This is a genomic window from Pseudomonas sp. Eqa60 (genome assembly GCF_018326405.1).
In the GTDB taxonomy this organism is placed as follows: Bacteria; Pseudomonadota; Gammaproteobacteria; order Pseudomonadales; family Pseudomonadaceae; genus Aquipseudomonas; species Aquipseudomonas protegens.
Genome location: NZ_AP024342.1, coordinates 1123652 through 1136727, shown reverse-complemented (window position 1 = coordinate 1136727; position 13076 = coordinate 1123652). Strand labels below are relative to the sequence as shown.

General features: G+C 63.0%; 11 protein-coding genes. 6 read left to right on the top strand and 5 right to left on the bottom strand.

Annotated features, from left to right (window positions below):
• Positions 1-16: 16 nt before the first annotated feature.
• A complete protein-coding gene (locus tag KI242_RS04995) occupies positions 17-502 on the bottom strand; it encodes a peptidylprolyl isomerase (protein WP_011059294.1) in 486 nt (161 codons plus the stop codon).
• Between KI242_RS04995 and KI242_RS04990 the strand changes: the two genes are divergently transcribed.
• The 3 genes from KI242_RS04990 to KI242_RS04980 are packed head-to-tail and all read left to right on the top strand — an operon-like array spanning position 471 to position 3871.
• Positions 471-809: a DUF3565 domain-containing protein gene (locus KI242_RS04990; protein ID WP_011059293.1), complete on the top strand. Its 339-nt coding sequence runs from the start codon at positions 471-473 to the stop codon at positions 807-809. The two genes, KI242_RS04995 and KI242_RS04990, sit on opposite strands and share 32 nt — an antisense overlap.
• 56 nt (positions 810-865) lie before the next feature.
• Entirely contained in the window at positions 866-2965 is a 2100-nt protein-coding gene (gene pta / locus KI242_RS04985) for a phosphate acetyltransferase (protein ID WP_019096051.1), read from the top strand.
• Positions 2966-3871: an acyltransferase gene (locus tag KI242_RS04980; RefSeq protein WP_210482616.1), complete on the top strand. Its 906-nt coding sequence runs from the start codon at positions 2966-2968 to the stop codon at positions 3869-3871.
• 121 nt (positions 3872-3992) lie between these two features.
• On the opposite strand, the gene cysN is transcribed toward KI242_RS04980, so the two are convergent.
• The 3 genes from cysN to KI242_RS04965 form a co-directional block, all read right to left on the bottom strand.
• Positions 3993-5891, bottom strand: coding sequence for a sulfate adenylyltransferase subunit CysN (gene cysN, locus KI242_RS04975; protein ID WP_212805962.1), 1899 nt, complete (start codon positions 5889-5891; stop codon positions 3993-3995).
• Between the two features lie 9 nt (positions 5892-5900).
• The gene (gene cysD / locus KI242_RS04970) at positions 5901-6818 is read right to left on the bottom strand and encodes a sulfate adenylyltransferase subunit CysD (protein ID WP_011059289.1); all 918 of its coding nucleotides are present in this window, start codon (positions 6816-6818) and stop codon (positions 5901-5903) included.
• Positions 6819-7042: 224 nt separating this feature from the next.
• Positions 7043-7801 (bottom strand): Nif3-like dinuclear metal center hexameric protein, encoded by a 759-nt coding sequence (locus tag KI242_RS04965; RefSeq protein ID WP_011059288.1) that lies wholly within the window; start codon positions 7799-7801, stop codon positions 7043-7045.
• A 102-nt stretch (positions 7802-7903) separates the two neighbouring features.
• Here KI242_RS04965 and algW point away from each other — a divergent pair, with 102 nt between their 5' ends.
• From algW to KI242_RS04950, 3 genes are all read left to right on the top strand, one after another.
• On the top strand, positions 7904-9058 hold the full coding sequence (gene algW, locus KI242_RS04960; protein ID WP_011059287.1) for a Do family serine endopeptidase AlgW: 1155 nt from the start codon (positions 7904-7906) through the stop codon (positions 9056-9058).
• Between the two features lie 85 nt (positions 9059-9143).
• Entirely contained in the window at positions 9144-11249 is a 2106-nt protein-coding gene (locus KI242_RS04955; RefSeq protein ID WP_212805961.1) for a TonB-dependent siderophore receptor, read from the top strand.
• Between the two features lie 12 nt (positions 11250-11261).
• Complete coding sequence (locus KI242_RS04950; RefSeq protein ID WP_011059285.1) at positions 11262-11990, top strand: DUF4198 domain-containing protein; 729 nt, start codon at positions 11262-11264, stop codon at positions 11988-11990.
• 33 nt (positions 11991-12023) lie between these two features.
• Here the strand turns inward: KI242_RS04950 and hisC are convergent, their stop codons facing one another.
• Positions 12024-13076 carry a histidinol-phosphate transaminase gene (gene hisC / locus KI242_RS04945; protein WP_011059284.1) on the bottom strand — a complete coding sequence of 351 codons (1053 nt, stop codon included), beginning with the start codon at positions 13074-13076 and terminating at the stop codon, positions 12024-12026.

Here is a 13076-nt window from a genome sequence, read left to right as displayed (position 1 = left end):
AGCTTAGCGCAGAAAATCAGTGGTGATGGCCACCTTCGCCATGGACGTGACCATGAGCGATTTCTTCCTGGCTGGCGTCACGGATGGCAACGATCTTGACCTGGAAATTCAGGCGCTGACCGGCCAGCGGGTGGTTGCCGTCGACGGTAACGTCGTCGCCGTCCAGGTCACGGATAGTCACGATCTGCATCTGGCCGTCCGGAGCGGAAGCGTGGAACTGCATGCCCACTTCCAGTTCGTCGACGCCTTCGAACATGCTGCGGCTCAGGGTGCTGACCAATTCGGCAGCGTATTCGCCGTAGGCATCTTCAGGTTCTACGGAGACTTTCAGTTCGTCACCAACTTGCTTGCCTTCCAGGGCCTTTTCCAGACCAGGAATGATGTTACCTGCGCCTTGCAGGTAAACCAGCGGGGCGCCGCCGGCAGAGCTGTCGATGACCTCACCAGCGTCGTTGGTGAGGGTATAGTCGATGGAGACAGCCTTATTGGCGGCGATCAGCATGGGGCGGGACCTTTTGCATAAGAATGAAGAACGTCCAAGTTTAGCGAAGCAATCGCTCGAAAGCGAACGGAACCCGGACCAACGGAACGTGAAAAATCACTCGACAATCTGCGGTTTTCACCAGGATGAAGAAGGCCATTGGGTGGCTGAACTGTCCTGCGGGCATACCCAGCACCTGCGCCACCAACCGCCCTGGCAGTCCCGGGCCTGGGTCCTGGAGCCGCAGTTGCGAGCCAAAAAAATAGGCCAGCGCTTTGCCTGCGGCTGGTGTGCTCAAGCCCCGGATAACGATAACCTTAGCGCCTGACTTCAGGCAGACGGCCAAAGACCGTCGCCTTTGCCATGCACCTTCTGAGAATTCGCATGCAAACTTTTTTCATCGCGCCCACCGATTTTGGAGTGGGTCTGACCTCCATCAGCCTCGGGCTGGTGCGTACGCTGGAACGGGCTGGCCTCAAGGTCGGCTTCTTCAAACCCATAGCCCAACCTCACCCCGGTGACACCGGCCCCGAGCGTTCCACCGAACTGGTGGCGCGCACCCATGGCCTGAAACCGCCACAACCCCTGGGCCTGGCCCATGTGGAGCGGATGCTTGGCGATGGCCAGCTGGATGAGTTGCTGGAAGAAATCATCACCCTCTACCAGCAGGCGGCCATCGGCAAGGATGTATTGATCGTCGAAGGCATGGTGCCGACCCGCAGCGCCAGCTATGCCGCCCGGGTCAACCTGCACCTGGCAAAAAGCCTGGATGCCGAGGTGATCCTGGTATCCGCCCCGGAAAACGAAGTGCTCACCGAGCTGTCCGGACGGGTCGAGTTGCAAGCGCAGCTGTTCGGCGGCCCGCGGGACCCGAAAGTGCTGGGGGTGATCCTCAACAAGGTGCGCACCGACGAAAGCATGGAGGCGTTTTCCGCGCGCTTGAAGGAACATTCGCCCTTGCTGCGCAGCGGCGACTTCCGCCTGCTGGGGTGCATCCCCTTCCAGCCGGAGCTCAATGCCCCGCGTACCCGGGACGTGGCCGACCTGATGGGCGCCCAGGTGCTCAACGCCGGCGACTACGAAAGCCGGCGCATGACCAAGATCATCATTTGCGCCCGCACCATGCGCAACACCGTGGAACTGCTCAAGCCCGGCGTGCTGGTGGTGACCCCGGGCGACCGTGACGACATCATCCTCGCCGTGAGCCTGGCGGCCATCAACGGTGTGCCCCTGGCCGGCCTGCTGCTGACCAGCGACACCCTGCCCGACCCGCGGATCATGGAGCTCTGCCGGGGCGCCCTGAACGCCGGCCTGCCAGTGCTTTCGGTGAGCACCGGGTCCTACGACACCGCCAACCAGCTCAATGGCCTGAACAAGGAAATTCCCATCGATGACCGCGAGCGCGCGGAAATCATCACCGACTTCGTCGCCAGTCACCTGGACGCCAACTGGCTGCACCAGCGCTGCGGCACCCCACGGGAAATGCGCCTGTCACCTGCGGTGTTCCGCTACCAGTTGATCCAGCGCGCCCAGCAGGCCAACAAGCGTATCGTCCTGCCCGAAGGCAGCGAGCCGCTGACCGTGCAGGCCGCCGCCATCTGCCAGGCCCGGGGCATCGCCCGCTGCGTGCTGCTGGCCAAGCCCGAGGACGTGCACGCGGTGGCCCGGGCCCAGGGCATCGAACTGCCCGAAGGCCTGGAGATTCTCGACCCGGACCTGATTCGCCAACGCTACGTGGAGCCCATGGTGGCCCTGCGCAAGAGCAAGAGCCTCAACGCTCCCATGGCCGAGCAGCAGCTGGAAGATCCGGTGGTGATCGGCACGGTGATGCTGGCCCTGGATGAAGTCGATGGCCTGGTTTCCGGGGTCATCCACTCCACTGCCAACACCATCCGCCCGGCCCTGCAGTTGATCAAGACCGCGCCGGGCTGCAGCCTGGTGTCCTCGGTGTTCTTCATGCTGTTCCCCGAGGAAGTGCTGGTGTATGGCGACTGCGTGATGAACCCGCACCCCAGCGCCAGCGAGCTGGCGGAAATCGCCCTGCAGAGCGCCGACTCGGCAGCCGCCTTCGGTATCACCCCGCGCGTGGCGATGATCAGCTACTCCAGCGGCGACTCGGCCAGCGGCGAGGAAGTGGAAAAAGTTCGCGAAGCCACCCTGCTGGCTCACGAAGCCCAGCGTTCGCTGCTGATCGACGGGCCGTTGCAATACGACGCCGCGGCCAACGAAAACGTCGCCCGGCAACTGGCCCCCAACAGCCAGGTCGCGGGCAAGGCCACGGTCTTCGTGTTCCCTGACCTCAACACCGGCAACACCACCCACAAGGCGGTGCAACGCAGCGCCGATTGCGTGAGCCTGGGGCCGATGCTGCAAGGCCTGCGCAAACCGGTGAACGACCTGCCCCGGGGCGCCCAGGTGGACGACATCGTCTACACCATCGCCCTTACCGCGATTCAAGCCGCCAACCGACCTATGGATGTCTAAATGCTGGAATTCCTACCTGCCGTGGTGCGCGGAGTCATCGCCTCGCTCCTGTTGGCGCTGAACACCATCCTGCTGTGCTCGTTCCTGTTCTGCGTGGCGTTGGTCAAGGCCCTGCCCTTCGCCCTCACCGAGCGCTTGAGCCTGTGGCTGATGAACCACACCCACGAAGCCTGGATCAGCAACAACAAGGCCTGGATGCAGTTGGTATGCCGTACCCGTTGGCACGTGCAGGGCCTGGAAGGCCTGGATTACCAGCACTCCTACCTGGTCACCAGCAACCACCAGAGCTGGGTCGACATCATGGTCCTGCAGTACGTGCTCAACCGGCGTATCCGCCCCCTGAAGTTCTTCCTCAAGCAGGAGCTGATCTGGGTGCCGGTGATTGGTCTGGCCTGGTGGGCCCTGGGCTTTCCGTTCATGAAGCGCTACTCCAAGGCGTACCTGGAGAAGCACCCGGAAAAGAAAGGCAAGGACCTGGAAACCACGCGCAAGACCTGTGCGAAGTTTCGCAACAACCCGGTGGGCATCTTCAACTTCGTCGAGGGCACGCGCTTTACCGACGCCAAGCACGCCCAGCAGCAATCGCCGTTCCGCTACCTGCTCAAGCCCAAGGCCGGCGGCATCGCCTTTGTCCTGGATGCCATGGGCGAGCAACTGCAGTCGATCATCGATGTGACCATCCACTACCCGGCGGGCCGCCCCGGTTTCTGGGACCTGCTGTGCGGCAGGGTCAAGGATGTGGTGGTGCGTTTCGAAGAGGTGCAGATCCCGGCGCAGTTCCTTGGCAAGAACTACGAGCAGGACACGGCCTATCGCCAGGAATTCCAGGGCTGGATCAACCAGCAGTGGCTGGACAAGGATGCGCTGCTCGAAACGCTGCATCGGGAGTATCCGGCAAGACCCTGAGGGCCTTTTCGCTGGCAAGCCAGCTCCTGCGGGTCTGCACCCTACTTACCGCCGAACGCTATCTGAAGCGCACAAAAAAGCCCGCAGCCGATCACTCGGCTGCGGGCTTTTTTGCTATGGCTTAGATCGCGCCGCGGCTGCGCAACAGGTCCAGCACCTGCTTGACGCTTTCTTCCAGCGACAGCGACTGGGTGTCGATCACCAGATCGGCATTGAGCGGCACGTCATAGGGGAAGGACTCGCCCGGGATGTTATCCCCGCCGGCCGCGTACAGGCCCTGCGGATCACGCTCGGCGCACACCGCAGGCGATGCCTGGACGTAGACCGTCAGCAGACGCTCCTTGCCGATCAGGTCCTTGGCCTGCTCGCGCCCTTCGGCACTCGGTGCCACGAACGCCGCCAGGGTCAGCAGCCCGGCTTCGTTGAACTGACGGGCCACATGGGCCGCGCGCCGCCAGTTCTCGGTACGCCCGGCACGGTCCTGGGGCAGGCCCTTGTTCAGGTCATGACGCAGGTTCTGACCATCGAGCACATACACCGCGCGCCCCATGTCGAACAGACGGCGCTCCACTGCATAGGCCAGGGTGCTCTTGCCAGCGCCCGACAAGCCGCTGAACAGCACGGTGGCCGGCTGCTGGCCGAAACGCTGGGCACGCTCTTCAGTGGCCACGTGGGCCAGCTTGCCGTGGTGAGTAGCACTGCCATGGGCCACTGGCTGGGCGATGATCATGCCGGCACCGACGGTGCCGTTGGTCAAACGGTCGATGACAATGAAAGCACCCGTGGTGCGGTTGCTTTCATAGCCATCCAGGGCAATCGGCGCGTCGAGGCTGATCTTGACCTTGCCGATCTCGTTCAGTTGCAGCGCACTGGCCGCCCCCTCTTCCAGGGTGTTCACATCGACCTTGTGGACGATGCTGGCAATCGAACCCGGCACGTAGCTGGTGGCACGCTTGATGTCGTATTTCTTGCCCGGCAGCATCGGTTCTTCAGCCATCCACACCAGCATGGCTTCGAAATTCTCGGTCACGGGCGGCACGTTATCGGCATGCACCAACAGGTCGCCACGGGAGATGTCGATCTCGTCTTCCATGGTCAGGGTCACGGCCTGGCCGGGACCGGCCTGCTCCAGCTCACCCTCGAAGGTGACGATGGACTTGACCCGGCTGCTCTTGCCCGACGGCAACACGACGATCTCGTCGCCCTTGTGCACGATGCCGCTGGCCAGGGTGCCGGCAAAACCACGGAAGTTCAGGTTCGGACGGTTGACGTACTGCACCGGGAAACGCAGGTCGGTGAAGTTGCGGTCGCCGGCCACCTCCACGGTCTCGAGGATTTCCATCAGCGACTGGCCGGTGTACCAGGGCGAGCGCTCGCTCTTGTTCACCACGTTGTCGCCCTTGAGCGCTGACATCGGCACGAAGTGCAGGCTGGTGGGCTGCAGCTTCAGGCCCTTGGCGAACTTCAGGTAGTCGGCCTTGATCGATTCGAACACGCCTTCATCGAAGTCCTTGAGGTCCATCTTGTTGATGGCCACGACGATGTGCTTGATGCCCAGCAGGGAGGCGATGAAGCTGTGGCGACGGGTCTGGGTCTGCACGCCGTAGCGGGCGTCCACCAGGATGATCGCCAGGTCACAGGTGGATGCACCGGTGGCCATGTTGCGGGTGTACTGCTCATGGCCGGGGGTGTCGGCGATGATGAACTTGCGCTTGGCGGTGGAGAAATAGCGGTAGGCGACATCGATGGTGATGCCCTGCTCACGCTCGGCCTGCAGGCCGTCGACCAGCAACGCCAGGTCGATGTCGTCACCGGTGGTGCCGACCTTCTTCGAGTCCCGGGTGATGGCTTCCAGATGGTCTTCGTAGATCATCTTCGAGTCGTGCAGCAGGCGCCCGATCAGGGTGCTCTTGCCGTCGTCGACGTTACCGCAGGTCAAAAAGCGCAGCAGCTCCTTGCGTTCGTGCTGGCCCAGGTACGCGAGGATGTCCTCGCTGATCAAATCAGATTGATGCGACATGACAGCCCCTTAGAAATAACCTTGACGTTTCTTGTCTTCCATTGAGCCGGCGCCATCGTGGTCGATGACCCGGCCCTGGCGCTCGGAAGTTCGCGTCAGGAGCATTTCCTGGATGATGTCCGTCAGGCTCTCGGCCTCGGACTCCACCGCGCCCGTCAACGGGTAGCAGCCAAGGGTACGGAAACGTACTTTCTTTTTGACGATGCGGGCTTTCTCTTCATCGGACAGATGCTCGAGGATGCGCTCGTCATCGATCATGATCAGGGTGCCGTTCTTCTCGATCACTTCACGCTCGGCGGCGAAGTACAGCGGCACGATCGGGATGCCTTCGAGGTAGATGTACTGCCAGATGTCCAGCTCGGTCCAGTTGGACAGCGGGAACACACGGATCGACTCGCCCTTGTTGACCTTGCCGTTGTAGACGTTCCACAGCTCGGGGCGCTGGTTCTTCGGGTCCCAGCGGTGCTTGCTGTCGCGGAACGAGTAGACGCGCTCCTTGGCGCGGGACTTCTCTTCATCGCGGCGGGCACCGCCGAACGCGGCGTCAAAACCATGTTTGTCCAGAGCCTGCTTGAGGCCCTCGGTCTTCATGATGTCGGTGTGCTTGGCACTGCCGTGGGTGAAAGGGTTGATGCCCTGGGCCACGCCATCCGGGTTGACGTGGGTGATCAGGTCCAGGCCCAGCTCTTCGACCATGCGGTCGCGGAACTTGTACATTTCCTGGAATTTCCACTGGGTATCGACGTGCATCACCGGGAACGGCAGCTTGCCGGGGAAGAACGCCTTGCGAGCCAGATGCAACATCACGGCGGAGTCTTTACCGATGGAGTACAGCATCACCGGGTTGTCGAACTCGGCGGCCACCTCGCGGATGATGTGGATGCTTTCCGCCTCCAGCTGTTTCAGATGCGTCAGTTTGTCGACCATGGCTACTCACGAAAGCTTTCTTATGGACGGCCATCGGGCCGTGTTCGAGCGGGGCATGCTAGCACAGCGACCTGCTTCTAATCAGGGAGCCAACTAGAACGAAACGGTATATGAATATACCGCTCCGTTAGGCCCCAGGCGCCGTTCTGCAGGAGCTGGCTTGCCAGCACAGGCGCTTTCGGGCGCACCTTCGGGCTGACCGGCAAGCCGGCTCCTGCCGGGGGTCAGATGGGGTTGGGGCAGTCGATGAACAGGTGCTCCAGGGCGAAGCGCCGAGCCAGGTAGTCACCCAGGGCCTGGACGCCATAACGCTCGGTGGCGTGATGGCCGGCGGCAATGAAGCTGATGTCGTTTTCCCGGGCACTGTGGAAGGTCTGCTCCGAGGCTTCGCCACTGAGGTACAGGTCGACGCCGGCCTGCACCGCCTGGTCGATGTAGCCCTGGCCGCCACCGGTGCACCAGCCGACCCGACGGATCATCTCGCTGCCTTCGATCAGCAGCGGCTCTCGCCCCATTGCCTCTTGCACCCGGCGGGCAAAGTCCCGCGCGGTCATCGGCTCGCTGAGGGAACCCACCAGGCCGACGACCTTGGGGTTTTCCGGGTCCAGCGGGCCTTCCACGGTGATGTCCAGCTGACGGGCCAGTTGCACGTTGTTGCCCACTTCCGGGTGCAGGTCCAGGGGCAGGTGATAGGCCAGCAGGCTGATGTCGTGCTTGAGCAGGGTTTTCAGCCTACGCTGCTTCATGCCGGTGATGCAGGGGTTCTCGCCCTTCCAGAAGTAGCCGTGATGCACCAGCACCAGATCGGCCTTGGCCTCCACCGCAGCGTCCAGCAACGCCTGGCTGGCGGTCACGCCACTGACGATGCGCATCACCTGCGGGCGCCCTTCGACCTGCAGGCCATTGGGGCAGTAATCGGCAATACGTGAACTGCCCAGGTAACGGTCCGCTTCTTCCACCAGTGTGCTCAGGGCAACGGCCATAAAAGACTCCTAAATATCCCGTTCAGAGGCACGCGCGGCCTCGTATAATGCGCGACATTATGGGCCGTGCGCAGCCCTTCGTAACCACCCAGGACTTGCTCAATGCTCAAGGCTCTGCGTTTTTTTGGCTGGCCGCTACTGGCCGGCGTGCTTATCGCGTTGTTGATTATCCAGCGCTACCCGCAATGGGTGGGCCTGCCCAGCCTCGACGTCAATCTGCAGCAAGCCCCGCAAACCACCAGCACGCAACAGGGGCCGGTGTCCTACGCCGACGCCGTGGTGATCGCCGCGCCCGCGGTGGTCAACCTGTACACCACCAAGGTCATCAACAAGCCGGCTCACCCGCTCTTTGAAGACCCGCAGTTCAGGCGCTTTTTCGGCGACAACCTGCCCAAGCAGCAGCGCATGGAATCGAGCCTGGGCTCGGGGGTGATCATGAGCCCCGAGGGCTACCTGCTGACCAACAACCATGTGACCTCCGGTGCCGAGCAGATCGTGGTGGCCCTCAAGGACGGCCGCGAGACCCTGGCCCGGGTGATCGGCAGCGATCCGGAAACCGACCTGGCGGTGCTCAAGATCGACTTGAAGAACCTGCCTTCGATCACCGTCGGCCGTTCGGAAAACGTCCGCGTCGGCGACGTCGCGCTGGCCATCGGCAACCCGTTCGGGGTCGGCCAGACCGTGACCATGGGCATCATCAGTGCCACCGGGCGCAACCAGCTGGGCCTGAACAACTACGAAGACTTCATCCAGACCGACGCCGCGATCAACCCGGGCAACTCCGGTGGCGCCCTGGTGGACGCCAACGGCAACCTGACCGGGATCAACACCGCGATCTTCTCCAAGTCCGGCGGCTCCCAGGGCATCGGTTTTGCGATCCCGATCAAGCTGGCCATGGAAGTGATGAAGTCGATCATCGAGCACGGCCAGGTCATCCGCGGCTGGCTGGGGATCGAAGTGCAACCCTTGACCCAGGAGCTGGCAGAGTCCTTCGGCCTGGCCGGGCGCCCGGGAATCGTGGTGGCGGGGATCTTCCGCGACGGCCCGGCGCAGAAAGCCGGGATGCAACTGGGTGACGTGATCCTCAGTATCGATGGCGAACCTGCCGGCGACGGCCGGCGTTCGATGAACCAGGTGGCGCGGATCAAACCGACGGACAAAGTCTCGATCCTGGTCATGCGCAACGGCAAGGAACTCAAGCTGACGGCAGAAATCGGCCTGCGACCACCGCCCGCGCCCGTCAAAGAAGAAGAGTGAAGCTGGGCCCGGCCACGCCGGGCTAACAGCATACATTCTCATTAGTCATGTTATATTGTTTCAATATCGCTATTGGAACAGCCCCATGACGTCCCGAAGAATCCTCCCCTTGGCAGGCCTGACCCTGGGCCTGCTGGCAGATCCGCTGCTGGCCAAAGAACCTGAGCCGCTGGAACTTGAAACCACCCGTATCAGCACCGAATACGAATCCGCCACGGGCCCGGTCAAGGGCTATCGGGCCACACGCTCGGCCAGCGCGACGAAGACCGATACGGCGATCCGCGACATTCCCCAATCCATCAGCGTGATCCCCGCCAGCGTGCTCAAGGACCTGGGCAGCAACAACGTCGAACGCGCCCTGGAGTTTGCCGGCGGGGTTTCCAAGCAGAACAACTTCGGCGGGCTGACCCTGTATGAATACAGCGTGCGCGGCTTCACCACCTCGGAGTTCTACAAGGACGGCTTCAGCGCCAACCGCGGCTATCCCAGTACCCCGGACGCCGCCACTGTCGAGCGCATCGAAGTGCTCAAGGGGCCGGCCGCCAGCCTCTACGGCCGTGGCGACCCCGGCGGCACGGTGAATATCGTCACCAAGAAACCCCAGCCCGAAGCCTTCGCGACCTTGCAGACCAGTGCTGGCAGCTGGGACCGCTACCGCACCGCCCTGGACCTCAACACCCCGCTGGATGCCCAGGGCAACCTGCTGTCCCGAGTCAACCTGGCCGTGGAGGACAACCACAGCTTTCGCGACCACGTGGACAGCCGCCGGGTGTTCGTCGCGCCTTCCTTCAGCTGGCAGTTGAACCCGGACACCAGCCTGCTGCTGGAAAGCGAATGGGTGCACCACAGCTCGACCTTCGACCGCGGCATCGTGGCACCGAACAATCGCTGGAGCGGCGTCTCCCGCTCGACCTTCCTCGGCGAACCCGATGACGGCAACATCGACAACCACAACAACATGCTCCAGGCCACCCTGGAACACCACCTCAATGACAGCTGGAAACTGCGTCTGGCCAGCCACTACAAGGAAGGCAAACTCTGGGGCTTCGCCTCCGAAACCCGACCGCTGAACGCCGACCGGCACACGGTCAACCGGCGCTACCGCGAGCGGGACAACAACTGGCATGACAGCATCACCCAGCTGGAACTGCGCGGCCTGTTCGACCTCGGCAGTTGGCAGCATGAACTGCTGATCGGCAGCGAATACGAGAACTACCGCAAGAACGAGCGGGTCACCAGCATTGCCGGCGGCGCCTATGCCATCGATATCTACGACCCGATCTACGGTCAGGCCAAGCCCAACGGCAAACGCTCTGGCACGGACTTTTTCGAGCATGTCGAAAGCCAGGCCCTCAACCTGCAGGACCAGATCATCTTCACTGACCGCCTGCGAGGCATGGTCGGCGCCCGCTTTGAACACTTCGAGCAAAAGATCGACGACCACACCACCGGCAAGCGCAGCCGCCAGAACCGCGATGCCCTGACCCAGCGCGCCGGCCTGCTCTACCAACTGACCCCGCAGGTGGGGCTGTTCGCCAACGCCTCCACCTCGTTCAAGCCCAACAATGGGCTGGATGCGGGCGGCAAGACCTTCAAGCCCGAGGAAGGCGTCGGCTATGAAGTGGGGATCAAGAGCGAGCTGTTCGACGAGCGCTTGAGCGCCACCCTCGCCGCCTTCCATATCGACAAGGAAAACGTCCTGGCCCTGGACCCCGGCACCGACGCCAGCCGCGCCGTGGGCAAGGCCCGCAGCCAGGGCTTCGACCTGCAGTTCAGCGGCCAGTTGACCGACACGGTGCGCGTGATAGGCGCCTATGCGCTGATTGATGCGCAAGTCACCAAGGGCGACCCGGCAATCCCCGCCGGCAGCCGCATTCTCGGCGTGGCCAGGCACAGCGCCAGCCTGCTGGGGGTCTATGAATTCCAGGACGGCCGGCTCAAGGGCTCGGACATCGGCGCAGCCATGACCTATGTCGGCGACCGCTCGGGCGAGGCCGGAGGCCGCTTCGAGCTGCCCGCCTACCGCACCCTGGACCTGCTGGCCCACTACAAGGCCAGCGACAACCTGACCCTGGGCCTGAACCTGAACAACCTGTTCGACGAGAAGTACTACGAACGCTCCTACAGCAACTACTGGGTCAATCCCGGCGAACCGCGCAATTTCACCCTCAGCCTCACACTCAACCTGTAGAAGAGAGCCGCCATGCACAGCCTCAAATCCATCGCCCTGCTGGGCCTGCTCGCCACACTGGGCGCCACCCAGGCCTCGGCCCACGGCCTGTGGACCGAACAACGACGCGGCAATATCGAAGTGATCTACGGCCACGGCGCCGAAGACGACGCCTTCAAGGCCAAGAAGATCAGCGGTGCCTGGGCCTATGACGGCGCGGCCAGAATGATTCCGGTGACCGTGCAACGCCTGGCGGACCACGCACGCCTGCAACCGCTCAAACCACCGGCGGTACTGGCCGTGGCACTGGACAACGGCCCCTGGTCGCAAACCGCGGACAAGCGCTGGGTCAACCAGGGTCGCAGCAAGGTCCCGGGGGCCATCGCCTCGACTCACACCTACAAGTACAGCCTGGCGATCTATCAACCGGGAGCGAAGCTGCCCAAGCTGGAACAGCTCAAGCTGGTGATCCTGCCGGAAGTCGACCCGCTGACCGTCGGCCCGGGCAAGAACCTGCCGGTGCGGGTGCTGCTGGATGGGCAGCCCGTGGCCGGGGTGAAGTTGATTGGCGATTACCGCAATGCACCGAGCACCCTGAGCACCGAGACCGATGCCCAGGGACGTGCCCAAGTGCTGGTGAGGAACGAAGGCTTGAACGTGATTGCCGCAGAGCTGGAGGTAGCGCTCAAGGACAACCCGGATGTGGCCTCACGCGGCCTGTTCAGCTCCCTGACCTTCCTCGGCGAGCCGCACCACGAATAAAGGTACGGCCACCTCGGAAGCCAGGCGCCTGGACTACAGCTCGCCCAGGCCGTCGATCAGCGCCTGGTTCTGTTCCTGTGTGCCGATGCTGATCCGCAGGAACTGAGCGATCCGCTGCTGCTTGAAGTGGCGCACTATCACCCCTTGCTCGCGCAGCTTGGCCGCCAGGCCGGCTGCGTCGTGCCGCGGGTGGCGGGCAAAGATGAAGTTGGCCGCCGACGGCAGCACTTCGAAGCCCTTGGCCTGCAACTGCGCCACCACCCATTCGCGACTGTCGATCACTTGCTGGCAGGTCTTGGCGAAGTACTCACGGTCCTCGAAGGCCGCAGCCGCTCCGACGATCGCCAGGCGATCCAGCGGGTAGGAGTTGAAGCTGTTCTTGACCCGCTCCAGGGCCTCGATCAGATCCGGGTGCCCTACCGCCAGGCCCACTCGCAAGCCGGCCAGGGAGCGCGACTTGGACAGGGTCTGGGTCACCAGCAGGTTCGGGTAGCGATCCACCAGGCTGATGGCGGTCTGGCCGCCGAAGTCGATGTAGGCCTCATCCACCACCACCACGGAATCCGGGCTGGCCTTGAGGATCTGCTCCACCGCATCCAGGGCCAACAGGCAGCCGGTGGGCGCATTCGGGTTGGGGAAGATGATCCCGCCGTTGGGCCTGGCGTAGTCGGCCACGCGGATCTGGAACTGCTCGTCCAGCGGCACCGCTTCGTGCTCGATGCCGTACAGGCCGCAATACACCGGGTAGAAGCTGTAGCTGATGTCCGGGAACAGCAGCGGTTTTTCCTGCTGCAGCAGGCCGTGGAAAATGTGCGCCAGGACTTCGTCGGAACCGTTGCCGAGGAACACCTGGTTACCCTGCACCCCGTAGTAACTGGCTACCGCCTGCTTGAGCAGGTCACTGTTGGGGTCCGGGTACAGACGCAGGTTGTCGTTGAGTTCGGCCTGCATCGCCGCCAGGGCCCTGGGCGACGGGCCATAGGGGTTTTCATTGGTGTTGAGCTTGACCAGCTTGGTCAGCTTGGGTTGTTCGCCCGGCACGTAGGGCACCAGGTTCTTGACGAACGGACTCCAGAATTTGCTCAT